General features: G+C 50.5%; 24 protein-coding genes, 1 pseudogene and 1 other annotated feature. Of the genes and pseudogenes, 15 read left to right on the top strand and 10 right to left on the bottom strand.

Going from position 1 to position 24,782, the window contains the following annotated elements; genetic code table 11:
• Positions 1-267 precede the first annotated feature (267 nt).
• The 10 genes from rfbB to ugd all read left to right on the top strand — a co-directional run bounded on the left by rfbB (position 268) and on the right by ugd (position 11,651).
• On the top strand, positions 268-1,353 hold the full coding sequence (gene rfbB, locus SOM40_RS15265; protein WP_320530290.1) for a dTDP-glucose 4,6-dehydratase: 1,086 nt from the start codon (positions 268-270) through the stop codon (positions 1,351-1,353).
• A complete protein-coding gene (gene rfbD / locus SOM40_RS15260; protein ID WP_320530289.1) occupies positions 1,353-2,252 on the top strand; it encodes a dTDP-4-dehydrorhamnose reductase in 900 nt (299 codons plus the stop codon). The genes rfbB and rfbD overlap by 1 nt, the downstream gene beginning before the upstream one ends.
• 52 nt (positions 2,253-2,304) lie before the next feature.
• Positions 2,305-3,183 (top strand): glucose-1-phosphate thymidylyltransferase RfbA, encoded by an 879-nt coding sequence (rfbA, locus tag SOM40_RS15255; protein WP_320530288.1) that lies wholly within the window; start codon positions 2,305-2,307, stop codon positions 3,181-3,183.
• Between the two features lie 195 nt (positions 3,184-3,378).
• On the top strand, positions 3,379-4,641 hold the full coding sequence (locus tag SOM40_RS15250) for a flippase (RefSeq protein ID WP_320530287.1): 1,263 nt from the start codon (positions 3,379-3,381) through the stop codon (positions 4,639-4,641).
• The gene (locus tag SOM40_RS15245) at positions 4,638-5,627 is read left to right on the top strand and encodes a glycosyltransferase family 2 protein (protein WP_320530286.1); all 990 of its coding nucleotides are present in this window, start codon (positions 4,638-4,640) and stop codon (positions 5,625-5,627) included. Before SOM40_RS15250 ends, SOM40_RS15245 begins: the two co-directional genes overlap by 4 nt.
• Positions 5,628-5,648: 21 nt before the next feature.
• Positions 5,649-6,551: a rhamnosyltransferase gene (locus SOM40_RS15240; protein ID WP_320530285.1), complete on the top strand. Its 903-nt coding sequence runs from the start codon at positions 5,649-5,651 to the stop codon at positions 6,549-6,551.
• 15 nt (positions 6,552-6,566) lie between these two features.
• A complete protein-coding gene (locus SOM40_RS15235) occupies positions 6,567-7,457 on the top strand; it encodes a glycosyltransferase (RefSeq protein ID WP_320530284.1) in 891 nt (296 codons plus the stop codon).
• 107 nt (positions 7,458-7,564) lie between these two features.
• The gene (locus SOM40_RS15230; protein WP_320530283.1) at positions 7,565-8,674 is read left to right on the top strand and encodes an oligosaccharide repeat unit polymerase; all 1,110 of its coding nucleotides are present in this window, start codon (positions 7,565-7,567) and stop codon (positions 8,672-8,674) included.
• 152 nt (positions 8,675-8,826) lie between these two features.
• Complete coding sequence (gene gnd, locus SOM40_RS15225; RefSeq protein ID WP_320530282.1) at positions 8,827-10,233, top strand: NADP-dependent phosphogluconate dehydrogenase; 1,407 nt, start codon at positions 8,827-8,829, stop codon at positions 10,231-10,233.
• Positions 10,234-10,484: 251 nt separating this feature from the next.
• Entirely contained in the window at positions 10,485-11,651 is a 1,167-nt protein-coding gene (gene ugd / locus SOM40_RS15220; RefSeq protein WP_320530281.1) for a UDP-glucose 6-dehydrogenase, read from the top strand.
• Positions 11,652-11,697: 46 nt separating this feature from the next.
• On the opposite strand, the gene SOM40_RS15215 is transcribed toward ugd, so the two are convergent.
• On the bottom strand, positions 11,698-12,702 hold the full coding sequence (locus SOM40_RS15215; RefSeq protein ID WP_320530280.1) for an NAD-dependent epimerase: 1,005 nt from the start codon (positions 12,700-12,702) through the stop codon (positions 11,698-11,700).
• A gap of 194 nt (positions 12,703-12,896) precedes the next feature.
• On the opposite strand from SOM40_RS15215, the gene wzzB reads away from it, so the two are divergent.
• Entirely contained in the window at positions 12,897-13,877 is a 981-nt protein-coding gene (gene wzzB, locus SOM40_RS15210; RefSeq protein ID WP_320530279.1) for an LPS O-antigen chain length determinant protein WzzB, read from the top strand.
• A 42-nt stretch (positions 13,878-13,919) separates the two neighbouring features.
• Here the strand turns inward: wzzB and hisIE are convergent, their stop codons facing one another.
• The 9 genes from hisIE to hisL form a co-directional block, all read right to left on the bottom strand.
• On the bottom strand, positions 13,920-14,531 hold the full coding sequence (hisIE, locus tag SOM40_RS15205) for a bifunctional phosphoribosyl-AMP cyclohydrolase/phosphoribosyl-ATP diphosphatase HisIE (protein ID WP_142486356.1): 612 nt from the start codon (positions 14,529-14,531) through the stop codon (positions 13,920-13,922).
• Positions 14,525-15,301, bottom strand: coding sequence for an imidazole glycerol phosphate synthase subunit HisF (gene hisF, locus SOM40_RS15200; protein ID WP_320530278.1), 777 nt, complete (start codon positions 15,299-15,301; stop codon positions 14,525-14,527). Before hisF ends, hisIE begins: the two co-directional genes overlap by 7 nt.
• A complete protein-coding gene (gene hisA / locus SOM40_RS15195; RefSeq protein ID WP_320530277.1) occupies positions 15,283-16,020 on the bottom strand; it encodes a 1-(5-phosphoribosyl)-5-[(5-phosphoribosylamino)methylideneamino]imidazole-4-carboxamide isomerase in 738 nt (245 codons plus the stop codon). The genes hisF and hisA overlap by 19 nt, the downstream gene beginning before the upstream one ends.
• Positions 16,020-16,610 (bottom strand): imidazole glycerol phosphate synthase subunit HisH, encoded by a 591-nt coding sequence (hisH, locus tag SOM40_RS15190; protein ID WP_225758471.1) that lies wholly within the window; start codon positions 16,608-16,610, stop codon positions 16,020-16,022. Before hisH ends, hisA begins: the two co-directional genes overlap by 1 nt.
• Positions 16,610-17,677, bottom strand: a complete 1,068-nt coding sequence (gene hisB, locus SOM40_RS15185) for a bifunctional histidinol-phosphatase/imidazoleglycerol-phosphate dehydratase HisB (RefSeq protein ID WP_320530276.1) — start codon at positions 17,675-17,677, stop codon at positions 16,610-16,612. The genes hisH and hisB overlap by 1 nt, the downstream gene beginning before the upstream one ends.
• A complete protein-coding gene (gene hisC / locus SOM40_RS15180) occupies positions 17,674-18,735 on the bottom strand; it encodes a histidinol-phosphate transaminase (protein WP_320530275.1) in 1,062 nt (353 codons plus the stop codon). Before hisC ends, hisB begins: the two co-directional genes overlap by 4 nt.
• A complete protein-coding gene (gene hisD, locus SOM40_RS15175) occupies positions 18,732-20,036 on the bottom strand; it encodes a histidinol dehydrogenase (RefSeq protein ID WP_320530274.1) in 1,305 nt (434 codons plus the stop codon). The genes hisC and hisD overlap by 4 nt, the downstream gene beginning before the upstream one ends.
• A gap of 5 nt (positions 20,037-20,041) precedes the next feature.
• Positions 20,042-20,941 (bottom strand): ATP phosphoribosyltransferase, encoded by a 900-nt coding sequence (gene hisG / locus SOM40_RS15170; protein ID WP_106993465.1) that lies wholly within the window; start codon positions 20,939-20,941, stop codon positions 20,042-20,044.
• A gap of 45 nt (positions 20,942-20,986) precedes the next feature.
• Positions 20,987-21,110, bottom strand: a sequence feature (His leader region).
• Positions 21,086-21,136: a his operon leader peptide gene (hisL, locus tag SOM40_RS15165; RefSeq protein ID WP_001364200.1), complete on the bottom strand. Its 51-nt coding sequence runs from the start codon at positions 21,134-21,136 to the stop codon at positions 21,086-21,088. (Overlaps the previous feature by 25 nt.)
• 174 nt (positions 21,137-21,310) lie before the next feature.
• Between hisL and SOM40_RS15160 the strand changes: the two genes are divergently transcribed.
• The 4 genes and pseudogenes from SOM40_RS15160 to SOM40_RS15145 all read left to right on the top strand — a co-directional run bounded on the left by SOM40_RS15160 (position 21,311) and on the right by SOM40_RS15145 (position 24,734).
• Complete coding sequence (locus SOM40_RS15160; protein WP_166182917.1) at positions 21,311-22,138, top strand: SDR family oxidoreductase; 828 nt, start codon at positions 21,311-21,313, stop codon at positions 22,136-22,138.
• A gap of 40 nt (positions 22,139-22,178) precedes the next feature.
• Positions 22,179-23,164: pseudogene (locus tag SOM40_RS15155) on the top strand (LysR family transcriptional regulator).
• Between the two features lie 159 nt (positions 23,165-23,323).
• Complete coding sequence (gene yoeI, locus SOM40_RS15150; RefSeq protein WP_100780850.1) at positions 23,324-23,386, top strand: membrane protein YoeI; 63 nt, start codon at positions 23,324-23,326, stop codon at positions 23,384-23,386.
• Entirely contained in the window at positions 23,376-24,734 is a 1,359-nt protein-coding gene (locus SOM40_RS15145; protein WP_166182915.1) for an APC family permease, read from the top strand. Before yoeI ends, SOM40_RS15145 begins: the two co-directional genes overlap by 11 nt.
• Positions 24,735-24,782 lie beyond the last annotated feature (48 nt).

The following is a 24,782-nucleotide window of genomic DNA, read 5'->3' as shown; positions in this document are numbered from 1 at the left end:
GAATGACACTGCCGTTTTCTTTTTAAATATTTTCTTAAATTTCAGTCAGTTAATTGCTGCTTTTTTGTATTGTTAGCCTGTTTTTTTCCCTTGTTTCTGCTGGCATTTAAGACGACAATTATTAATTGACTTAAACGCTGATCTGGCGCCATTTTGCCGGGGTCAGGCGACAACATATCTCTATTATGAACCACGTTCAGTGCACTGGTAGCTGTTAAGCCAGGGGCGGTAGCGTGTCTGAACTATTCAATCTACGGAAAATAACGCGTGAAAATTCTTGTTACTGGCGGTGCTGGTTTTATCGGCTCTGCGGTTGTCCGACATATTATTCAAAACACCCAGGATGCAGTGGTTAATGTCGATAAATTGACCTACGCCGGTAACCTGGAATCTCTGGCTGACGTGAGCGCCAGCCCGCGTTACGCTTTTGAGCATGCTGATATTTGCGATAAAGCAGCGATGGACCGTATTTTTGCCGAGCATAAGCCTGATGCGGTGATGCATCTGGCGGCGGAAAGTCACGTTGACCGTTCCATTACTGGCCCGGCTGCCTTTATCGAGACCAATATCGTCGGTACCTACGTATTGCTGGAAGCGGCCCGTGCGTACTGGTCAACGCTTGGCGAAGAGGCGAAGAAAGCATTCCGTTTCCACCATATCTCCACTGATGAAGTTTATGGCGATCTGCCGCACCCGGATGAACACCCAGCGTCTACTGAGCTGCCGTTGTTTACCGAGACGACGGCCTATGCGCCAAGCAGTCCGTATTCAGCCTCGAAGGCCTCCAGCGATCACCTCGTACGCGCCTGGTTGCGTACCTACGGGTTCCCGACCATCGTGACCAACTGCTCGAACAACTACGGTCCTTACCACTTCCCGGAAAAATTGATCCCGCTGGTGATCCTGAACGCGCTGGACGGTAAAGCGCTGCCGATTTACGGTAAGGGCGATCAGATCCGCGACTGGCTATATGTTGAAGATCACGCCCGTGCGCTCTATACCGTGGTAACTCAGGGTCAGCCTGGCGAGACCTACAACATCGGCGGCCACAACGAGAAACAAAATCTGGATGTGGTTTCTACCATTTGCGATCTGCTTGATGAAATTGTGCCGAAAGAGGGCTCTTATCGCGATCAAATTACTTACGTAACTGACCGCCCGGGCCATGACCGTCGTTATGCCATTGATGCCGATAAGATTAGCCAGACCTTAGGCTGGAAGCCGCAGGAAACCTTCGAGAGCGGGATCCGTAAAACGGTGGAGTGGTATCTGGCCAACACCCAGTGGGTGGAGAACGTGAAAAGCGGTAACTATCAATCCTGGATTGAACAGAACTACGGGGAACGTCAGTAATGAATATCCTTTTGTTCGGCAAAACAGGGCAGGTGGGTTGGGAGCTGCAGCGTTCGCTCGCCCCGCTAGGTAACCTGATTGCCGTCGATGTTCACTCTACCGAGTATTGCGGTGATTTCAGTAATCCTGAAGGTATTGCTGAAACCGTGCGCCGCATTAAGCCGGATGTCATCGTCAACGCGGCGGCCCATACCGCCGTAGATAAAGCCGAGTCTGAGCCCGAATTCGCGCAGTTGCTGAACGCCACAAGCGTGGAAGCCATTGCCAAAGAGGCTGAAAAAATCGGTGCCTGGGTTGTACACTATTCTACCGATTACGTTTTTCCTGGCGATGGTGAAAATGCGTGGCGGGAAACGGATACCACTGCACCTTTGAACGTGTATGGCGAAACCAAACTCGCCGGTGAAAAAGCGCTGCAGGAAAATTGTGCCCGTCACTTAATTTTCCGCACCAGTTGGGTTTACGCGGGCAAAGGGAATAACTTTGCCAAAACCATGCTGCGTTTTGCCAAAGAACGCGCGGAGATGTCGGTCATCAACGATCAGTTTGGTGCACCAACAGGCGCTGAACTGTTGGCAGATTGCACGGCGCATGCGATTCGTGTGGCTATGAAACAATCTGAAGTCGCAGGGCTCTATCACCTGGTTGCAGGTGGCGTGACCACATGGCACGACTACGCCGCGCTGGTATTTGACGAAGCGCGTAAGGCTGGCATTGAGCTGGCGATTACTAAGCTCAACGCGGTACCTACCAGTGCTTATCCTACCCCTGCACGTCGCCCAAATAACTCCCGTCTGAACACGGAAAAATTCCAGCAAAACTTTGATCTGGTATTACCTCAATGGGATATCGGCGTAAAACGTATGCTGGCTGAGCTGTTTACGACTACTGCGGTCTGACCTTAAATTTAATGCCCGTTTACGGGCATTTTGCACATATAGAGATGATGAAATGAAAACGCGTAAAGGGATTATTTTAGCCGGTGGCTCCGGAACTCGTCTGTACCCGGTCACTATGGCTGTCAGCAAACAACTGCTGCCCATCTATGACAAGCCGATGATTTACTACCCGCTGTCCACGCTTATGCTGGCGGGTATTCGCGATATTCTGATTATCAGTACTCCTCAGGATACTCCACGTTTTGAGCAATTGCTGGGTGATGGCAGTCAGTGGGGAATTAACCTGCAATATAAAGTCCAGCCGAGTCCGGACGGTCTGGCACAGGCCTTTATCCTGGGCGAAGAGTTCATTGGTGAGGACGACTGTGCGCTGGTGTTGGGTGACAACATCTTCTATGGCCATGATCTGCCGAAGTTGATGGACTCCGCGGTAAGTAAAGAAAGCGGTGCTACCGTCTTTGCTTATCACGTGAACGATCCTGAGCGCTATGGTGTCGTAGAGTTTGATAAAGACGGTATTGCTGTCAGCCTCGAAGAAAAACCGGTTGAGCCAAAAAGTAATTACGCCGTAACCGGGCTCTATTTCTATGACAACAGCGTTGTTGAGATGGCGAAAAGCCTTAAGCCGTCTCCGCGTGGTGAACTGGAAATTACAGACATCAACCGAATTTATATGGAGCAGGGGCGTCTGTCCGTTGCCATGATGGGACGCGGTTTCGCCTGGCTGGATACCGGTACGCATCAAAGCCTGATTGAAGCCAGCAACTTCATTGCGACTATTGAAGAGCGCCAGGGGCTGAAGGTGGCGTGTCCGGAAGAGATTGCGTATCGCAAAGGGTTTATTGATGCGGAGCAGGTTAAGGAACTTGCAAAACCTTTAGCGAAGAATGCCTACGGTCAATATTTGTTGAAAATGCTCAAAGGTTATTGATCGCTCAGTATTATGGCTTATCCATTTACTGACACCGTAGATATTTATCAGTTACTTTACCTTGTGGTAAATTTTCTTGTATTAAGTGAAACTGCTAAGTTCGTATACATAACAAAGAACTACTTTACCTGGCTTAACGTTGTCAAAAGGGGCTTGTCGCCCCTTTATTTATTAATATGAGATGATGTAAACAGAATGGGATTAATTAAGAATAGTGTCTGGAATTTAGCGGGGTATGTAATCCCAACTGCAATCGCTATACCGGCAATGGGTTATCTTGCAAGAGTATTAGGCGTCGAGCTTTTCGGTGTCTATACATTAGCTATCGCGATTGTTGGCTATGCTGGCATATTCGATATCGGTTTGACCCGAGCGATAGTGAGAGAGATAGCGGTTTATAGGGGCAACGTTGATGAGCGTAAAAAAATAATATCGACGGCCACTATTTTCTTGTTTTTATTCAGCGTAGCGGGCGCTATTGTTATTTCACTCTGCACACCAAAAATTATTTCTCTTTTAAATATTACTGCCGCTAATCATAGCGATGTTCAGAGCTCAATTCAGATCCTCGTCTGGACCATTCCCGCATTTTTACTCAACCAGTTGTGGATGTCTATACTTGAGGGTGATGAACGTTTTGCTATATTAAACATCCAGAGAAGCTTTGGCAGTTCGATTATTGCAGGCTTGCCGGCACTTTTTGTACTGTTTTCACCGTCGCTATACTCTGCAATCCTTGGTTTAGCCGTAGGTAGATTGTTGTCATTAATTATTGCATTTGTAATTGTTCGAAATGAAATCATTAATGCCGGCTTTATGTTTTATCGGGAAACATTCCGTAGGATGATTTTCTTTGGAGGATGGATTACTGTCAGCAACATTATTAGCCCGGTAATGGTGTACTTTGACCGATTCGTTATCTCTGGCTCGTTAGGTGCAGACAAGGTGGGCTATTACACTGCCCCTTCAGAAATTGTGTCGCGGTTAGGACTCATTCCTGGGGCTCTATCCAGGGCCGTGTTTCCCAAGCTCAGTGCAGCGAAAACCTATGGTGAATTAAAAAAGAATATTAAATTTGCATATCTTGTTATGGGATTAGGTTGCTTGCCTTTAGTGGTGGTATTAATCCTGTTAGCAAAAATGATTATGCACTTATGGCTGGGTGAAGAGTATGCATTGCATTCTCAGACCATTTTCCAAATTTTATTAGTTGGCTTTTTCTTTAACTCTATCGCACAGATCCCCTTTACTGTCATACAATCTCTGGGGAAAGCGAAATATACCGCATTTCTACACTGCCTTGAGGTTGTACCTTATCTGGTCCTGTTATATTTCCTTGTGAATTCTTATGGCGTGCTGGGAGCCGCGTATGCGTGGACTATTCGCGTATTTGTCGATTGCCTTTTACTTATTCTGGTTTCCCGGAAGTGCATAGCGAAACATAGAGGGAAAATATGAGCTATGAAGTTATTATTGCGACTTACAACGGTGAGCGCTATATCCGAACGCAAGTCGAAAGCATCCTCGCGCAGTCAATTAAGCCATCTAGAATTATTATAAGAGACGATGGTTCGACTGATAAAACTCTCTTTGTTCTCCAGGAACTACAAAATGAATCAAATATAGATATTAAGATTATTTCTGACGGTTTTAATCTAGGGTATATTAAAAATTTCGAAAAATTAAGCGAATATGTAGAAGCAGAGTTTGTCTTTTTTTCAGATCAAGATGATATATGGGTTGAAAGTAAAGCAGAAACATTGCTAGCAGTATTTACAAGCGGCAGCAAAGCTAATGTTGTTTTTTCTGATGCATATCTGGTTAATAATGATCTGCAAAAACTTGGGACGCTTTGGGAACATGTCAAATTTACACCTGAAAGCGGTCAGATTAAATTAGAAAAGATCCTGCTCAATAATGTTGTTACCGGCGCTACGATGGCCGTGCGTAAAAGCTTCCTTTTATCAGTTATGCCGTTCCCGGCAAAAATCCCACATGATTATTGGCTCGCAAGCAATGCATGTGCCTCTGGGTCATTGATACCTCTCGATGAAAAACTCATTTTATATCGCCAGCATGCAAATAATCAAATTGGCGCAAAAAAAAGTTCGTTGACAGATAAGTTCAAAGCCGTATTTGATGCTAATAAACGAGAGAAAAGAATAGCCCATTATCGAGAAATTTATGACTTAGTGCATGGGCTAGACAAGTTGCAACACAACGCTAATTTGAACGACCTTTCTAAAGATATCTTCGACTATTTGAATTGTGTTAATGCCATCTATGGTGGCGCGATATTTGAGGGGGAAACTGGTAAGAGCCTGCCCTCAGCATTACTGAGTCCTTGCTACAGTAAGTACACAACTAAACAGTCCTTCATCAGGGATGTTCTTGATGGAATCATTATTAGAATGCATTTGTCACAAGACAATATAAAGCTTTGAGTGTTATTTGAGAACATTTAAATGATCAATACGAAACAAATTTGCGCAATAATAGTAGCCTATAATCCGGTATTAACTGATTTAATACAGACCATAGCTTCGTTAAAGCGTCAGTTATGTGATGTCGTTGTGGTGGATAACAGTCCTTTGGAAATCATGGAACTCAGGGACGCTGGCATCGAATACCGATGGTTAAAAGGTAATAAAGGGATTGCTTTAGCTCAGAATATCGGCATTGAATATTGTATTGAAAATAGCTATGAGAACGTAATTTTCTTTGATCAGGATAGTAAGATCCCTGATAATTTTATCGAAAATATGCTTCAGTTCGCAATCAACAATAACGCATTTATCTCAGCGCCTGTATTCTATGATGAAGTTCGAGGCTTTGAATATGCAATCACCCATGTCAAGAAAAATGGCTTACGCGAAAAGCTATATTCTCACGGACGAAAAGAAACCTTCACTTCATCCGTAGTTATTTCATCCGGATCGCTGGTGAAAACTTCGTTGTTTGATACCGTCGGCATGATGGATGCTTCATTATTTATTGATTATGTTGACACAGAATGGTGTCTTCGCTGTTTTGACCAAAACCATTTGGTCTATATAAACCCTAACGCAGTCATGATTCACTCTATCGGCAATTCATCCTTTTCAGTATTTGGATTTTGTGTGCCAGTGCACTCTGCGGCAAGAAGATATTATCGGGTGAGAAATGCGTTCCGTTTGCTACGATATTCCCATGTGCCTAAATTGCTGGCGCTCAGGGAAATTACTTTTTGCGTTGTGCATAGCCTCATCTTGATTTTTCACGAAAAAGATAAGAGAAACTACTTAAAATCATTTATATCAGGTGTCTGGGATGGTATCCGCAATGTAGTTGGTGAAAATCCTCGTACATCTAATATAAAACATAAGTAATTTTGAGATTGTATAATGAATAAATTGGCAGTTTTGCTTGCAGTTTATAATGGCCGAACCTGGATTGATGAACAATTAGAATCTATATTAGCTCAGATTGAGGTTAATCTTGATGTTTTTGTCAGTATCGATCTTTCAACGGATGGCTCATGGGACTATCTGACGGAAAAATACAGCAGCTATAAAAATGTTCATTTCCTCCCCTATGGTGATAAATTCGGCTCTGCCGGTAAAAACTTTTATCGTTTAGTGCTGGATGTCAATTTTGACAATTACGATTATATCTCTTTTTCCGATCAGGATGATATCTGGTATGCAAATAAGCTCCAGCGTGCCATAGAAACAATTGTTGATAAAAAGGTTGATGCCTATTCGAGCAACGTGCTTGCATTTTGGGATGATGGAAGAACGTGCCTGATTGATAAAGCTCAGCCTCAGGCTGCTTTTGACTATTATTTTGAGGCTGCAGGCCCTGGCTGTACCTATGTCTTTACCAATAAGTTGGGGACTGCGTTCCGGAAGTTTTTAATTTCAACTACTTCATCTCAGGAAGTGACTCTCCATGATTGGTTGATTTATGCCTTTGCACGGGCTAATAATTATAAATGGTATATTGATGCTGCGCCTGGAATGAGGTATCGGCAGCACTCTTCAAACCAGGTTGGTGCCAATATATCTTATAAAATGTGGGTGAAAAGAGTCAAACTTGTCAATTCTGGTTGGTACCGTAATGAAGTTTATAAGTTGAAAAGCCTGTTTAACGCAAACTTTAAACCTATTCACAAGGTCTCAAATCAGCGTAATTATATTAACAACATTATGCTTCTGCCATTTGTTAGTAAATTAAGGCGTCGAAAAAGGGATAAGGTTGTTTTAAGCATTTTGTTGCTCCTTAATCTGTTTTAAGATTTATGTTTTATACGTGAGTTTTGTTATCGTCTTTTGTCGTGAATACTTGTCCTGAGCGAACTGGTTTAATTATATTTTTATTGATTATAATTTGAGAAAAAATAATGAATAAGATAAACAGGATTTTTATCCTGCTTCTCACCATTGAAATTGTCTTTGGCGGGGGCGGAAGATTATTAGATCCGCTGGGTATCCCCCCCTTTCGGTACGTGTTTTTCGGTTTGGCGCTGGTACTGTTCGCGTTAAATGCGATCACATTTAACGCCCGGGCCAACAGTAAAACCATGTTGACTCTATTTTCGATACTTGCTCTGCCGATTTATGGATGTCTCGCTGGAGCGATTAATGGTAACGAATTAGGTGAAATGGCGTTTGATTTTCAGCCTTACATCTATATGTTAATACTTTTCTACCTGTGTACTTTAAATGAAACGCTTACAGAGTATTCATTAACCACTTTTGTTAAAGTAGTTAAAGTCTTTAGTGTCATCGCCTCCACAGTATACATACTTTATATTATTATGTTGAAGGGCGGGCTAATCAATTGGATGTCGTTCTATAATGCTTTGTCTTTAACATCAGAATTTTTCTTCAGGCCAAGTGGTGCGTTCTTTTCAAAATCATTTTTCTTTTTGGGCATAGGTGCCATATTCTTCTTTATAGAAAAAAAGTACATATTTTTTGCTCTAACCGTTGTAGCGCTGTTTTTAACTGAGACCAGAGGGGTATTCCTGTTTTCTGGTATAGCTATGATGCTTGCAAGTTTCAGGATTAATGGCGCGCTGAAGAATTTTATCTACACAGGATTAGCCGTCACCGCTGGGTTTGCATTGATGGTTATCGTTGGAGGGAGGGCAGGTGACTCTGACTCTGTGCGACTCCAGGATTACACATTCGTCATAAAGTCGATGGAAGGGCTTATGTCTATTTTTGGCCATGGGTTTGGGGCGCAGATTCTGGACAGGGGTAGAATTGAAGTTGTACCGTTGGAGTTGTTCTATAAGACCGGTGCGTTAGGCTTAATTTTATCCGCATTGCCTGTTTTTATTTTGTCCATCGGTACTATTTTGAAATCTTACACTATCCGAAAATTACAGATAGTTTGTGCACTTATTTTTTCGGCAGGCGTTTCCATTACTAATCCCTTCCTGTATACGCCAATGGGGATATTTGTTATTGCAATGGCTATAAATTCAAATAAAAAGTCTTATTAATTATTGCTCATTTAATATCCTGATTTTGCAATCGTTGCCTTTGTAGCTGAAAGCTATCATATCGATAATTTTTATTTGTTAAAAAAAAGACGATTTTGTTATTGTGATTCGCGATGTAGAATCGTCTTAAACACACCTGACAGGAGTATGTAATGTCCAAACAACAGATCGGCGTCGTCGGTATGGCAGTGATGGGGCGCAACCTGGCGCTGAACATCGAAAGCCGTGGTTATACCGTCTCCGTTTTCAACCGCTCCCGTGATAAAACCGAAGAAGTGATTGCCGAGAATCCAGGCAAAAAACTCGTTCCTTTCTATACGGTGCAGGAGTTTGTTGAATCTCTGGAAACGCCTCGTCGTATCCTGTTAATGGTGAAAGCAGGCGCTGGCACCGATGCAGCCATCGACTCGCTGAAACCGTATCTGGAAAAAGGCGACATCATCATTGATGGCGGTAACACCTTCTTCCACGACACTATTCGTCGTAACCGTGAACTGTCAGCTGAAGGGTTTAACTTCATCGGTACCGGTGTATCTGGCGGTGAAGAGGGCGCGCTGAAAGGCCCATCCATCATGCCTGGCGGTCAGAAGGAAGCCTATGAGCTGGTCGCGCCAATCCTGACCAAAATCGCTGCGGTTGCTGAAGACGGTGAACCGTGCGTAACCTATATCGGTCCGGACGGTGCAGGTCACTATGTGAAGATGGTTCACAACGGTATCGAATACGGTGATATGCAGCTGATTGCCGAAGCCTATTCTCTGCTGAAAGGTGGCCTGAACCTCTCCAACGAAGAACTGGCGCAAACCTTCACTGACTGGAACAACGGCGAGCTGAGCAGCTACCTGATCGACATCACCAAAGATATCTTCACGAAGAAAGATGAAGAGGGTAAATACCTGGTTGATGTGATTCTGGATGAAGCGGCGAACAAAGGTACCGGTAAATGGACCAGCCAGAGTTCACTCGATCTGGGTGAACCATTATCTCTAATCACTGAATCGGTCTTCGCACGTTATATCTCCTCTCTGAAAGAGCAGCGTGTTGCAGCATCTAAAGTGCTGACCGGTCCACAGGCGAAGCTGGCAGGCGATAAAGCTGAATTTATCGAGAAAGTCCGTCGCGCACTGTACCTGGGTAAAATCGTCTCCTACGCTCAGGGCTTCTCTCAGCTGCGTGCCGCGTCTGATGAGAACAACTGGGATCTGAACTACGGTGAAATCGCGAAGATTTTCCGTGCCGGTTGCATCATCCGTGCACAGTTCTTGCAGAAAATTACCGATGCGTACGCTGAAAATGCGAACATCGCTAACCTGCTGCTGGCACCATACTTCAAGCAGATCGCTGATGATTACCAGCAGGCGCTTCGTGACGTTGTGGCTTACGCAGTACAGAACGGTATTCCGGTGCCAACCTTCTCTGCTGCAGTCGCGTATTACGATAGCTATCGTGCTGCCGTTCTGCCTGCCAACCTGATTCAGGCGCAGCGCGACTACTTCGGTGCGCATACCTATAAGCGTACCGATAAAGAAGGTGTGTTCCACACCGAGTGGCTGGATTAATCTGATTTAACTCAGTCACGTAGCGAGACCCGGTGAACGTCACCGGGTTTTTTTATTCGCAATATCCCCGTGTTACCTCACCTGGTTAATCCGACAGGCTATACTGCAGCATAAATCACTATAATTGTCCCTTCCTGCAGCCAGCCATTCGCCTTGACATCAACTCAGCATACGCGGTAAAAACCCAAAAAGTTGCTTATTGCGGTGGGGCGGTTGTCGCTCCCGACACTTAACTTAAAGACGTTAATCCAATGAAAATAACAATCTCCGGAACAGGTTATGTGGGTCTCTCAAACGGGATCCTGATTGCACAGCACCATGAAGTGGTGGCTTTGGATATCGTGCAGGCCAAAGTTGATATGCTGAACCAGAAAATCTCGCCCATTGTGGATAAAGAGATCCAAGATTATCTGACCAATAAGCCGTTGAATTTCCGCGCCACTACGGACAAAATTGACGCCTACAGCGGTGCGGATTTTGTGATCATCGCGACGCCAACTGACTACGATCCAAAAACCAACTATTTCAACACTTCAAGCGTGGAAGCGGTGATCAAGGATGTGACGGCGATTAACCCGAACGCCGTGATGATCATCAAATCGACCATTCCTGTTGGCTTCACCCAATCGATTAAAGAAGAGCTGGGTATCGATAATGTCATCTTCTCACCGGAGTTTCTGCGTGAGGGCAGGGCATTGTACGATAACCTGCACCCGTCACGTATCGTCATTGGTGAGCGTTCGGAGCGTGCGGAACGTTTTGCTGCTCTGCTGCAGGAAGGTGCCATTAAAAAGGACATCAATGTCCTGTTCACCGATGCGACGGAAGCTGAAGCTATCAAGCTCTTCGCCAATACCTATCTGGCGATGCGAGTTGCCTACTTCAACGAGTTGGACAGCTACGCAGAGAGCCTTGGGCTGAATACCCGTCAGATCATCGAAGGCGTCTGCCTCGACCCACGTATCGGCAACCACTATAACAACCCTTCCTTCGGGTACGGTGGCTACTGTCTGCCGAAAGATACCAAGCAGCTGCTGGCTAACTACCAGTCCGTACCGAACAACTTAATTTCTGCAATTGTGGATGCTAACCGCACGCGTAAGGACTTCATCTCCGACTCCATTCTGGCGCGTCAGCCTAAAGTAGTGGGCGTGTACCGTCTGATCATGAAGAGCGGGTCGGATAACTTCCGCGCCTCCTCTATTCAGGGGATTATGAAGCGTATTAAGGCGAAGGGCGTTCAGGTCATCATCTATGAACCGGTGATGAAAGAAGATGAATTCTTCCATTCACGTGTGGTTCGCGACCTGGATGCCTTCAAGAAAGAAGCGGACGTAATCATCTCTAACCGGATGGCGGAAGAACTGTCTGACGTAGCGGATAAGGTCTATACCCGCGATCTGTTTGGCAGCGATTGATTTATCGATACCAAAAAAAGCCCGGCATCATCGCCGGGCTTATTTTTTAAACCTTATAAAACTCGCGATACCAGTCCACGAAGTTCTTCACGCCCTCTTTAACCGAGGTCTGCGGTTTAAAGCCAATCACCTCATACAGTGCCGTGGTATCCGCGCTAGTCTCCAGCACATCGCCTGGCTGAATCGGCATCATGTTTTTGTCCGCTTCAATGCCTAACGCCTCTTCCAGTGCCGTGATGTAGTCCATCAGTTCAACAGGTGAGCTATTACCGATGTTATAGACTCGGTAAGGGGCGGAGCTGGTGGCAGGGGAACCAGACTCAACCATCCAGTTGCTGTCTGCCTGTGGAATAACATCCTGCAGACGAACGATCGCTTCAGCAATATCATCGATATAGGTGAAGTCGCGCTTCATCTTACCGAAGTTATAGACATCGATACTTTTGCCTTCCACCATAGCTTTGGTGAACTTAAACAGCGCCATATCGGGACGACCCCACGGACCGTAGACGGTAAAGAAGCGCAGGCCAGTGGTCGGCAGACCGTACAGATGGGAGTAAGTGTGCGACATCAGCTCGTTGGCTTTTTTGGTCGCGGCGTACAGCGAAACCGGGTGATCCACGGAGTCGTCGGTCGAGAACGGCATCTTACGGTTCAGACCGTAAACGGAGCTGGAAGAGGCATACAGCAGGTGCTGCACCTTATTATGACGACAGCCTTCCAGTATGTTCAGATGACCCACCAGATTGGCTTCGGCATAAGCGTGTGGGTTGTCCAGGGAGTAACGTACACCCGCCTGGGCGGCAAGATGGATCACACGATCAAATTTTTCAGCGGCGAAGAGATCTGCCATGCCGTCACGGTCGGCCAGGTCAAGCTTATGGAAGCTGAAGTTCGCGGAGGTGAGCAGATCAAGACGCGCCTGCTTCAGGTTCACATCGTAATAGTCATTGAGGTTATCGATACCCACAACCTGATGTCCGGCATCCAGAAGCCGCTTGCTGACATGAGCGCCGATAAAACCTGCTGCGCCAGTGACCAGAAATTTCATAACTGTCCTCATCTGTTACATATCATGCCCGGTGCGTTAAATACCGGATTTAGGGTATGATAACGCGATGCGCAGGGTTACCAAACATCATATTTTCGATATCGCTCATCGGATTCCTATAGAAAATCCGAAAACAATCGATAAACTATATCTGAAACTTTATTATTTGCGCTTTTTGGCCTTGTAAGGATTATATGACGCAGAACAACAATAACGTGGTCACGCGAAGCAGTGACCCTGAGCAGATTGATTTCATTGATCTATTGTTACAGCTGTGGCGGGGGAAATGGGTCATTGCTGCGTTTGTCGCTATCGCCCTGGTTCTGGCTGGTGTATACCTGGTTTTCGCCAAAGAAAAGTGGACTTCTACAGCGATTATCACCCAGCCGGATGCAGCCCAAATAGGCAGCTATAGTAACGCCCTGAATATTCTTTATGGTGCTAACGCACCGAAATTAACCGATATTCAGGAAAGTGTGATTATTCGCTATAACGCCTCTTTCTCTGCGTTATCTCAGACTCTGGAAAACAAAGCTGAACCAGAAAAACTGGTTATTGAACAATCTGTGAAAGGCCAGCCTTTACCGTTAAGTATTAGCTACGTAAGCAGTTCAGCCGAGGCGGCACAAAAGCAGGTAGCGCAGTACATTCAGCAGATCGATGAGCAGATTCAGAAAGAGATTGAAGTTGATCTCAATGACAACATCAAGCAGCAGGTCGTGACCTTAAAGGATGTGTTGGGTAACCAGGAGACCATCGCTCAGGAACAAAAAGACCTGCGAATCAGGCAGATCACGGAAGCACTGAAGTATGCTGAGGCGGCAAACGTTACCAGCCCAAAAATTCAGCAGACACAAGATGTGACGCAAGAGTCAATGTTTCTGTTAGGTACTGAAGCGTTGCAATCCATGATTGCGCATGAATCTTCACGTCCGCTGACGCTTTCCGACAGCTACTATCAAAACAAACAGAAACTGCTTGATATTCAGAAGCTGAAAATCGATCCGACAACCATCCATGCGTATCGCTACGTGATGAAGCCGGACCTGCCGATTCGTCGCGATAGCCCGAAACGTTCAATCGTTCTGATCCTTGCGGTAATGCTGGGCGGTATCCTTGGTTCCGGCGTTGTGTTGGCGCGTAACGCTCTGCGCAACTACCAGCCCCGTGCCTGAAGCAGGCCTACAAGCTAAAAAAACCGGGTTTCCCCGGTTTTTTTATTTGTGTCGCTGACGCAGATTCTCAATCACCGTTGTTAAATCTAAATCCTGGTCCTGCAGCAGCACCAGTAGGTGATACATCAGGTCAGAAGCTTCATTAGTCAGCTCGGCCCGGTCATTCACAGTAGCGGCTAAAGCTGTCTCTACGCCTTCTTCTCCCACTTTCTGCGCGATACGCTTAGTGCCGCTGGCATACAGTTTCGCCGTATAAGAACTCTCAGGATCCGCGGTTTTGCGCTCAGCCAGCAGTTGTTCCAGCTGGTACAGGAACAGCCACTGGTGGCTGGCGTCGCCAAAGCAGCTGCTGGTGCCAAGGTGGCAGGTCGGCCCGATGGGATTAACCAGTACCAGCAGGGTATCGTTATCACAGTCAGGCGTGATGCTGACCACATTCAGAAAATGGCCGGAGGTTTCGCCCTTGGTCCACAGACGCTGTTTGGTGCGCGAGAAAAAGGTTACTTTACCGCTGTCGATGGTCTTCGCCAGGGCGTCCTGATTCATATAACCCAGCATCAGCACTTCACCGGACACCGCGTGCTGCACCACCACCGGCATCAGGCCGTCGGTTTTTTCCCAGTCCAGCTGCGCACGTTGTTGCTCTGTTAACATACCCTGATCTCCACGCCCTGATTTGCCAGGAACGTTTTTAACTCACCAATATTAATGATCTGTTTGTGGAACACCGAGGCCGCCAGCGCGCCGTCAACATCGGCATCGCGGAAGGCTTCGAGGAAGTGTTCCATGGTGCCTGCGCCGCCCGAGGCAATCAGCGGCACGTGGCATACTTCGCGCACTTTCTTCAGCTGCGTCAGGTCGTAGCCGTTACGCACGCCGTCCTGATTCATCATGTTCAGCACAATCTCACCCGCGCCGCGCTTCTGCACTTCCTGCACCCAGTCCAGCGTCTCCCACTGGGTTACGCGGGTCCGGCTCTCATCGCCGGTGTACTGGTTGACGTGGTATTTGCCAGTGGCGTCGTCAAACCAGGTATCAATCCCAACCACGATGCACTGCACGCCAAAGCGGTCGGCCAGGCGGGTGATGAGTTCAGGATCGGCCAGGGCAGGGGAGTTAATGGAAATTTTGTCCGCGCCGAAGGTAAGGATCTTCGCTGCATCGTCTGCCGATTTAATCCCACCCGCCACGCAGAATGGGATATCAATCACTTCCGCCACGCGCGCGACCCAGCTTTTATCCACTACGCGCCCATCGCTGGAGGCGGTGATATCGTAAAAGACCAGCTCGTCGGCACCTTCTTCCGCATAGCGTTTTGCCAGAGGAACGATATCGCCGATGATCTCGTGATTGCGGAACTGCACACCTTTCACGACCTGACCATCACGCACGTCGAGACAGGGAATTATCCGTTTTGCCAGCATTGAATCGCCTCCTTAACCGTGAATTTTTCTTCCAGCAGGGCGCGTCCAACGATCACCCCACGTACCCCGGTTCCGCGCAGGGCGGCGATATCATTCAAATCACCAATACCACCAGATGACTGGAACGCCACCTGCGGATAACGGGCACAAACCTCTTCGTACAGCGACACGTTAGACCCGGCCAGCGTACCGTCGCGAGAGATATCCGTGCATAAAACATGCTTCAGACCCACCGGCAGATAGCGATCCACCAGCGCTTCCAGCGTCACGCCGGAGTTCTCCTGCCAGCCGCTGACCGCGACCTGTTTGTTACCCTGGTCGTCAATACGCACGTCCAGCGCCAGCACCAGCGCGTCGGCGCCAAAGCGTTTGAACCAGCCTTGTACCATCTCGGGATCTTTTACTGCGGTAGAACCTACCACCACGCGCGCCACACCCGCTTCCAGCAGCGCCGCCACGTCCTCTTCGGTACGCACGCCGCCGCCAACCTGGACCGGGACGTTAACGCCCGCCACCAGTTTTTTCAGCAGCGGGATCTGGCGTTTGGCGGGATCTTTCGCGCCGGTCAGATCAACCAGGTGCAGCACTTCCGCTCCCTGGGCGGCATAGTCCTGCAGGCGCGGCAGCGGATCGTTACCGTATTCGCGCTGCTGGCCGTAATCGCCCTGGTGCAGACGGACAACCGTACCGTCGATTAAATCTAAAGCGGGAATAATCATCACATCTCCAGGAAGTTTTTCAGCAACTGCGCGCCAGCGGCTCCGGAACGCTCCGGGTGGAACTGCACGCCGTAGAAATTATCTTTCTGCACGGCCGCGGTGAAGGCTTCGCCGTAGTGGCACTGGGCGATGGTATTGGCGTTCACCGGCATCGCATAGCTGTGAACAAAATAGAAATACGCTCCGTCCTCGATACCGCGGAACAGTCGGTCACCCGCTTTCGGATAGACCCGGTTCCAGCCCATGTGCGGCAGCGGCAGACCGTGGTCGGTCATTTTCGGCACATCCTCGTCGATGATACCCAGCAGATCCACGCCGTTAGACTCTTCACTCCGGCGGCCGAGCAGCTGCATCCCCAGACAAATACCCAGCACCGGCTGGGTACAGGCTTTAATCAGATCCACCAGCTCACGCTGGTGGATCTGATCCATCGCCGACTGCGCCGTACCGACGCCCGGTAAAAAGAGTTTGCTCGCGTGCAGCACCACATCCGGATCGCGGCTGACCAGCGGATCGTAGCCGTGACGCATAATTGCGGATTTCACCGAGTTGAGGTTGGCGCAGCCGGTATCAAGGATCACCACGTTCATTACAACACTCCTTTCGACGACGGCAGGGTATCGCCTTCCACGCGAATGGCCTGGCGCAGGGTGCGACCAAAGGCCTTGAACAGGCTTTCCACGCGGTGGTGATCGTTCTTACCTTTGGTTTTCAGGTGCAGCGTCAGGCCCATGGTGTAGGAGAGGGAGCGGAAAAAGTGCTCAACCATCTCGGTGCTCAGGTCGCCCACGCGCTGGTAGGTAAAGTCGGCTTTATATTCCAGGTGCGGGCGGCCGGAGATATCGAGCGCACAGCGGGCCAGGCACTCGTCCATCGGCAGCACAAAGCCAAAACGGCTGATGCCGCGCTTATCGCCCAGCGCCAGCTTCAGCGCCTCGCCCAGCGCCAGACCGGTATCTTCGACGGTGTGGTGATCGTCAATGTAGAGGTCGCCTTTAACGCCGATCTCCATACGGAAACCGCCGTGGGTGGCGATCTGATCCAGCATATGATCGAAGAAGCCCACGCCGGTGTGGATCTTGCTGCCGCCTTCGCGATCCAGCCACACCTTGACGTCGATCTGCGTCTCTTTGGTATTACGCTCCACGTGGGAGTAGCGGTCACGTTTGGTCAGCTGCTCGCCAATCATCGTCCAGTTCAGGGTCTCGCGCTGATAGCGCAGGCCCGTGATGCCCATGTTGGCTGCCAGCTCGATGTCCGTGGCGCGATCGCCGATCACGTAGCTGTTCGTTTTATCCAGCGCCGTATCGGCCAGATACTGCTCAACCAGCTGCACTTTCGGTTTACGGCAGTCGCAGTTGTCGGCAGGCAGGTGCGGGCAAATCAGTACTTCATCAAACGCCACGCCCTGAGAGGTCAGGATCTGCATCATCAGGTCGTGCGGGCCGTCAAAATCAGCCTGCGGGAAGCTGTCCGTGCCCAGACCATCCTGGTTGGTGATCATCACCAGTTTATAACCGGCTTTCTGCAGCCTCAGCAGCACCGGAATAACGTCGGCTTCAAAGGCCAGTTTGTCGAAACGATCGACCTGATAATCACTGGGTGGTTCCGAAATGATGGTGCCGTCACGATCGATAAAGAGGTACTTCTGGCTCATACTTTCTCCGCATTCAGGGCGTCGATAACGCGCTGGCTCTCTTCACGGGTGCCCACGGTAATGCGCAAGCAGCCACTCAAAGAGGGTTGTTTGTTCTGGTCTCGTAAGATAATGCCCTGATCCCACAAAGATTTAAATACTGCACTCGAGGCGGTGAAACGCGCCAGAATATAGTTGGTCTCCGAGTCGAAAACCTGCTCCACGCAGGGGATGGTTTTCAGCTGGCTGACGAGATACGCCCGCTCATCGACGATCTGCGCCACGCGGCTCCGCATGGCCGTAATGCCCTCTGGCGACAGCGCCTGGGCAGCGATATCCGCTACTGGCGTCGAAAGTGGATAAGGCGCAATCACCTTCATCAGCAGGTCGATCACCTCTTTATTCGCCAGCGTAAAGCCGCAGCGCAGCCCGGCGAGAGCAAAGGCTTTTGACAGGGTGCGCAGGATCACCAGGTGCGGATATTCTGCTAACCAGCCGGTCAGCGTCGCCTGCGGGCAAAATTCAATATAGGCTTCATCGGCCACCACCAGGGCTTTGCCGCGTGTCATCTCCAGCAGCGAGCGGATATCCTGAGGATTAATCAGCTGCCCGGTCGGGTTATTCGGGCTGCAGACAAACACCACCTTCACGCCGTCGAGGTTATCGGCGATGGCCTGCAAATCGAGCTGCCAGTTTTCCAGGGCAGGCACTTTACGCAGCTCAACGTTGAAGGTTTCGGTGCTGACGCTGTACATCCCGTAGGTTGGCGGACAGTAGAGCACCGCGTCTTTGCCTGGCTCGCAGAAGGCGCGGATCAACAGTTCAATGCCTTCATCCGCGCCGCGGCTGACCAGCACCTGCTCCGGTTGGATACCGGCATAGGCGGCATAGTTTTCAATCACCGCTTTCGGCTGACACTCCGGATAGCGGTTCAGCGACTGCTGGGTCAGCTCGAAGCTAACGGCGGTAGGGAATTCATTGGCGTTCAGCCAGACGTCACCATTACCACCCAGACGACGGGCAGACTGATACGGGGTCAGGGCGCGAACGTTGTCGCGGGCTAACTCTTCAATACTCATGCTTGCTCCTTCAGGGCGGCAACGCGCAGCGTCACGGCATTTTTGTGGGCGGTCAGCCGTTCAGCGGCGGCCAGCGTTTCGATGGTGGCGGCGAGCGACGCAAAACCTTCGCGGGAGAGTTCCTGTACGGTCATGCGCTTCTGGAAATCTGCCAGCCCCAGGCTGGAACAGGTTGAGGTATAGCCGTAGGTCGGCAGCACGTGGTTGGTGCCCGAGGCGTAATCGCCCGCGGACTCCGGCGACCAGTCACCGAGGAACACCGAACCGGCGCTGGTGATGCTGTCGACCAGCTCACGGGCATTGCGGGTCTGAATGATCAGGTGCTCCGGGCCGTAGAGGTTGGAAATGGCGATGCACTGGTCCAGATCCCGGGCCACAATCAGGCGGCTGGCGGAGAGCGCCTGGCGGGCGGTATCGGCCCGCGGCAGATCGGCCAACTGACGTTCAACCGCTTCGCCGACCCATTGTGCCATAGCGGCATCCGGGGTCAGCAGGATCACCTGCGAATCCGGGCCGTGCTCGGCCTGGGACAGCAGATCGGAGGCCACGAAATCCGGCGTCGCGCCGCTGTCGGCAATCACCAGCACTTCCGACGGGCCAGCCGGCATGTCGATGGCCGCACCGTCCAGACGCTGGCTGACCTGACGTTTGGCTTCGGTCACAAACGCATTGCCCGGGCCAAAGATTTTATCTACCTTCGCGATGGACTCGGTGCCCAGTGCCAGAGCGGCAATCGCCTGCGCACCGCCTACCTTGAAGATCTCCTGTACGCCGCACAGTTGCGCCGCATAAAGAATTTCATCGGCAATCGGTGGTGGCGAGCAGAGCACTACCTTGCGGCAACCGGCGATACGTGCCGGGGTGGCCAGCATCAGCACCGTGGAGAACAGCGGGGCGGAACCACCCGGAATATACAAACCCACAGAGTCAACCGGGCGGGTCACCTGCTGGCAGCGCACGCCAGGCATGGTCTCAACGTCAATGATCGGCAGTGCTTGCGAGCGGTGGAAGGTGTCGATGTTTTTGACCGCCACCGCCATCGCCTGCTTAATGTCCTCACCCAGGCGGTTACAGGCGTCAGTCATTTCCTGCTCGCTCACCTTCAGCGCACCCACTTCGGTTTTGTCGAATTTTGCGCTGTACTCCCGCAGGGCATCGTCGCCACGGGTTTTCACATTGTCCAGAATCTCCGCCACGGTACGGGTAATGCTTTCCGAGGCCGAGATCGCCGGGCGCATCAGCAGGTCGCGCTGCTGTTCGGCGCTACAGGTGTTCCAGTCGATAACGGTGTTAAAGGTCATGGTTGTTACTCCATCATCTTCTCAATTGGCAACACCAGGATCGAACTGGCACCCAGCGCCTTCAGTTTTTCCATGGTTTCCCAGAACAGGGTTTCGCTGCTGACCATATGCATCGCCACGCGCTGCTGATCCCCTGCCAGCGGCAGAATGGTTGGACGTTCAGCGCCCGGCAGCAGGGCAATCACTTCATCCAGACGCTCGGTCGGGGCATGCATCATGATGTATTTCGATTCGCGGGCCTGGATAACGCCCTGAATACGGGTCAGCAGGCGGTCAATCAGCTGCTGTTTGGCTTCCGGCATTTCGCCGTCGCGTTGGATCAGGCAGGCTTTGGAGCGGTAGATCACCTCCACTTCGCGCAGGCCATTTGCTTCCAGGGTGGCGCCGGTGGAGACCAGGTCGCAAATCGCATCGGCCAGACCGGCTCGCGGTGCCACTTCGACAGAGCCATTCAGCAGGCAGGATTTAAACTGCACCCCTTTCTGATCGAGGTAACGCTTCAGCAGGTGAGGGTAGGAGGTGGCGATACGCTTGCCATTCAGCCCGGCCGGGCCGTCCCAGGCTTCGTCAGCCGCGGTTGCCAGCGACAGGCGGCAGCCGCCAAAGTCCAGACGGCGCAGGGTGAAATAGCGCGGGTCTTCGCCCTGCGCGCGGCGGGTCAGGAGCTCTTCTTCCAGCACGTTTTCGCCAATGATGCCCAGATCGACTACGCCGTCCATCACCAGTCCTGGAATGTCATCGTCACGCACGCGCAGAATATCAATCGGCATATTCTCTGCCAGCGCGATCAGGCGCTGCGTGTGCAGGTTGATTTTAATGCCGCAGCGCGCCAGCAGTTCGCGTGAATCGTCGCTAAGACGACCTGATTTCTGCATAGCTATGCGTAAACGTGAATTATCTAACATTGTCGGTTCCTCATGATCCTGTTGTAACTTGCCTGAACACGGTCCAAAAAAAAGCCCCCGGAAGATGATCTTCCGGGGGCTTTTTCTTGCGTTCATGCACCGCTGGAAGATCTAACTGTCTTCCAGCACACATCGCCTGAAAGACTAGTCAGGATGATGGTGATGATGGTGGTGTTTAAATTGAACGCGTGTCATAAAATTCTCGATGAATGCTTATTCATGTGATGTCGTTTAACCTAAACCACTTGCGCTATATAAAGCAAGGGCTTTTTTTTATCATTAAATGATTTCATATTAGCGCTATCAATTGTCAGTTGCGCATGGCTGGCGTAGCCTTAAAGCAGAGGCGTAAACGTCAGGAGAAAATGCATGAAAAAGGTCGCAATTGTCGGTCTGGGATGGCTTGGAATGCCGTTGGCCATGTCGCTACTGGGGCGGGGCTGGGAGGTCACCGGCAGTAAAACCACCGTGGATGGGGTCGAGGCGGCGCGGATGTGCGGCATCGAAAGCGTTGAATTGCGCCTGGAGCCAGAGCTGGTGTGCGACACCGACGATCTGGATACGCTGATGAGTGATGTGGATGCGCTGGTGATCACCCTGCCAGCGCGTCGCACCGGACCGGGCGAGAGCTATTATCTGCAGGCAGTACAGGAAATTGTCGATAGCGCTCTCGCGTACCATATTCCACGCATTATTTTCACCAGCTCTACCTCGGTATATGGCGATGTGGAAGGCGCCGTGAAAGAGAATATGCCGCGCCAGCCGGTGACCGCCAGCGGGCGGGTATTAAAAGAGCTGGAAGACTGGCTGCATAATTTACCCGGCACGCAGGTTGATATATTACGCCTTGCGGGGCTGGTGGGGCCCGGTCGTCATCCTGGCCGTTTTTTTGCCGGGAAATCAGCGCCTGACGGCCAACATGGCGTCAATCTGGTGCATCTTGAAGACGTGATCGGCGCAATTACCCTGCTATTACAGGCCCCGAAGGGCGGGCACATCTATAATATATGTGCGCCCTCTCATCCAACACGCAGTACATTCTATCCGGTGATGTCGCGTCAGCTTGGCCTGGCAGCGCCGCACTTCCACGATGCCCCCGGAGCGGGGAAGGGCAAATTGATTGATGGGAACCGCATCTGTCATGAACTGGGATTTGAGTATCTCTTTCCCGATCCGCTGGTTATGCCAATGGAGTAACGCCGCTGGCGGAGCGTAAGCGCACCACAAGGGGGTGAGCATGAAACCGCTGCTGGATGTCCTTATTATCCTTGATGCACTGGAAAAAGAGGGGAGCTTTGCTGCGGCGTCGGCAAAGCTGTTCAAGACCCCCTCTGCGCTCAGCTACACCGTTCACAAACTCGAAAGCGATCTGAATATTCAGATCCTGGACCGTTCCGGTCACCGGGCGCGCTTTACCCGCACCGGGCAGATGCTGCTGGAAAAAGGGCGGGACGTGCTGCATTCGGTGCGTGAGCTGGAAAAACAGGCCGTCAAGCTGCATCAGGGCTGGGAAAACGAGCTGATTATCGGCGTGGATGATACCTTCCCGTTTTCCCTGCTGGCACCGCTCATCGAGGCCTTTTACGCGCGACACAGCGTTACCCGTCTCAAATTTATCAATGGCGTGTTAGCCGGTTCCTGGGAGTCGCTGGTGCAGGGCCGGGCGGATATCGTCGTTGGCGCGCTGCATGAGCCGCCCCGGCTCAGCGATTTTGGCTTTGCTTGTCTCGGGCAACTGGAGCAGGTGTTCGTCATCGCCCCACACCATCCGCTGGCCCAGGAGCCGGAGCCGATCAACCGGCGGGTCATCAAAAGTTATCGCGCAATTGTAGTGGGTGATAATTCATTACCGGGCTGTACGGCCTCCTCCCAGCTACTGGACGATCAGGAAGCCATTACCGTATTTGATTTTAAAACCAAGCTGGAGCTGCAAATTAGCGGCTTAGGCTGTGGCTATCTGCCGCGATATTTAGCCCAGCGTTTTATAGAAAGCGGTGCGTTGGTCGAGAAACAGGTCATCGCTCAATCCAGTTATGATTCCGTATGGATAGGCTGGAATGAGCAGACCGCCGGGCTTGCCAGCGCATGGTGGCGGCAAGAAATTTTAGCAAATAGTGCTATCGCTGCCCTTTATGCGCAGGGCGCAGCTGAGAAATCAGCGGATTAATAAAAAATTTAACTTTAGGATGCCTTTCGATCTCTTGCATTTTTACTATCATTTAGGGAAAATGCGCCGCAGCAAACATGGAATAATCGACGATATAAAAGGCGTCGATTATTTTTTTTTGCATGTAAGAAAACCATTAAATCCAAGAGGCCGGGCTTCGTACCGGATAGATATTTACTAAAATCCGACAGTTGTTGTCGCTGAGGAAGAAAGAAATGGGGCAATCATTCGCTTACGTGGCGGTATTCACCGTAAAGGAGAATAACCATGTCGCATAACGCAACTCCAAAAACCTCTCGCGTGGAATTACGTAAAACGCTTACGTTGATTCCGGTTGTTATGATGGGCCTTGCCTATATGCAGCCGATGACGCTGTTCGATACGTTTGGTATCGTTTCAGGCCTCACTGACGGTCACGTTGCAACGGCGTATGCCTTTGCGCTGATCGCGATCCTCTTTACCGCGCTGAGCTACGGCAAGCTGGTTCGCCGCTTCCCGTCCGCAGGTTCTGCGTACACCTATGCTCAGAAGTCCATTAGCCCGGCTGTTGGCTTTATGGTGGGCTGGTCATCCCTGCTGGACTACCTGTTCATGCCGATGATCAACATTCTGCTGGCAAAAATTTACTTTGAAGCGCTGGTGCCTTCCGTACCTTCGTGGATCTTTGTTGTGGCGCTGGTGGCCTTTATGACCATCTCTAACCTGCGCAGCATCAAGACCGTGGCCAACTTCAACACCCTGATTGTTATTCTGCAGATGGGTATTGTGGCGGTCATCGTGGGTCTGATCATTTACGGCGTTTCTCACGGTGAAGGCGCAGGTACGCTGACCAGCACCCGTCCGTTCTGGTCTGAAGGCGCGCATGTAGTGCCGATGATCACCGGTGCGACGATCCTGTGCTTCTCGTTCCTCGGCTTTGACGGCATCTCTTCTCTGTCTGAAGAGACCAAAGATGCTGAGCGTGTGATCCCGCGCGCTATCTTCCTGACGGCGTTGCTGGGCGGCATCATCTTTATCGGTGCCTCTTACTTCCTGCAGCTGTACTTCCCGGATATCTCTCGCTTCAAGGATCCGGACGCGTCACAGCCAGAAATCATGCTGTATGTCGCCGGCAAAACCTTCCAGTGGGGCGTGCTAATCTTCTCCAGCGTCACCGTTCTGGCATCCGGTATGGCGGCACACGCGGGCGTTTCCCGTCTGATGTACGTGATGGGGCGTGATGGCGTGTTCCCGACTCGCTTCTTCGGTTATGTTCATCCGAAATGGCGTACCCCGGCATGGAACGTGCTGCTGGTGGGTGTGATTGCTCTGATGGCAATTAAATTTGACCTGGTTACTGCTACGGCGCTGATTAACTTCGGTGCGCTGGTTGCCTTTACCTTTGTTAACCTCTCCGTGATCTCTCAGTTCTGGATCCGTGAGAAGCGCAACAAAACGCTGAAAGACCACTTCAACTACCTGCTGATGCCGGTATGTGGCGCGCTGACTGTGGGTGCGCTGTGGATCAACCTGGAAGAGAGCTCAATGGTTCTGGGTCTGATCTGGGGTGGTATCGGTCTGATTTACCTGGCATGCGTAACCAAAAGCTTCCGCAACCCGGTTCCTCAGTACGAAGATGTCGCATAATTAATTGACTGCAAAGCCCGTAGGCCCGCGCAAGCGTAGCGCCGCCGG

Origin of the sequence: Leclercia sp. CFBP8987, from assembly GCF_034044995.2 — a bacterium.
Classification (GTDB): domain Bacteria; phylum Pseudomonadota; class Gammaproteobacteria; order Enterobacterales; family Enterobacteriaceae; genus Enterobacter; species Enterobacter tamurae.
The sequence above is the reverse complement of the archived record's forward strand: the minus strand, read 5'-3'. Positions and strand labels throughout refer to the sequence as shown.

Bases quoted from the DNA above. Each gene is read 5' to 3' on its own strand.
- hisA (WP_320530277.1), bottom strand. From the start codon at position 16,020: ATGATTATTCCCGCTTTAGATTTAATCGACGGTACGGTTGTCCGTCTG.
- rfbD (WP_320530289.1), top strand. From the start codon at position 1,353: ATGAATATCCTTTTGTTCGGCAAAACAGGGCAGGTGGGTTGGGAGCTG.
- SOM40_RS15240 (WP_320530285.1), top strand. From the start codon at position 5,649: ATGATCAATACGAAACAAATTTGCGCAATAATAGTAGCCTATAATCCG.
- hisB (WP_320530276.1), bottom strand. From the start codon at position 17,677: ATGAGCCAGAAGTACCTCTTTATCGATCGTGACGGCACCATCATTTCG.
- hisH (WP_225758471.1), bottom strand. From the start codon at position 16,610: ATGAACGTGGTGATCCTTGATACCGGCTGCGCCAACCTCAACTCGGTG.
- hisD (WP_320530274.1), bottom strand. From the start codon at position 20,036: ATGACCTTTAACACCGTTATCGACTGGAACACCTGTAGCGCCGAACAG.
- ugd (WP_320530281.1), top strand. From the start codon at position 10,485: ATGAAAATAACAATCTCCGGAACAGGTTATGTGGGTCTCTCAAACGGG.
- hisG (WP_106993465.1), bottom strand. From the start codon at position 20,941: ATGTTAGATAATTCACGTTTACGCATAGCTATGCAGAAATCAGGTCGT.
- wzzB (WP_320530279.1), top strand. From the start codon at position 12,897: ATGACGCAGAACAACAATAACGTGGTCACGCGAAGCAGTGACCCTGAG.
- SOM40_RS15215 (WP_320530280.1), bottom strand. From the start codon at position 12,702: ATGAAATTTCTGGTCACTGGCGCAGCAGGTTTTATCGGCGCTCATGTC.
- SOM40_RS15235 (WP_320530284.1), top strand. From the start codon at position 6,567: ATGAATAAATTGGCAGTTTTGCTTGCAGTTTATAATGGCCGAACCTGG.
- hisC (WP_320530275.1), bottom strand. From the start codon at position 18,735: ATGAGTATTGAAGAGTTAGCCCGCGACAACGTTCGCGCCCTGACCCCG.
- SOM40_RS15230 (WP_320530283.1), top strand. From the start codon at position 7,565: ATGAATAAGATAAACAGGATTTTTATCCTGCTTCTCACCATTGAAATT.
- rfbA (WP_320530288.1), top strand. From the start codon at position 2,305: ATGAAAACGCGTAAAGGGATTATTTTAGCCGGTGGCTCCGGAACTCGT.
- SOM40_RS15145 (WP_166182915.1), top strand. From the start codon at position 23,376: ATGTCGCATAACGCAACTCCAAAAACCTCTCGCGTGGAATTACGTAAA.
- gnd (WP_320530282.1), top strand. From the start codon at position 8,827: ATGTCCAAACAACAGATCGGCGTCGTCGGTATGGCAGTGATGGGGCGC.
- SOM40_RS15160 (WP_166182917.1), top strand. From the start codon at position 21,311: ATGAAAAAGGTCGCAATTGTCGGTCTGGGATGGCTTGGAATGCCGTTG.
- SOM40_RS15250 (WP_320530287.1), top strand. From the start codon at position 3,379: ATGGGATTAATTAAGAATAGTGTCTGGAATTTAGCGGGGTATGTAATC.
- hisIE (WP_142486356.1), bottom strand. From the start codon at position 14,531: ATGTTAACAGAGCAACAACGTGCGCAGCTGGACTGGGAAAAAACCGAC.
- hisF (WP_320530278.1), bottom strand. From the start codon at position 15,301: ATGCTGGCAAAACGGATAATTCCCTGTCTCGACGTGCGTGATGGTCAG.
- SOM40_RS15245 (WP_320530286.1), top strand. From the start codon at position 4,638: ATGAGCTATGAAGTTATTATTGCGACTTACAACGGTGAGCGCTATATC.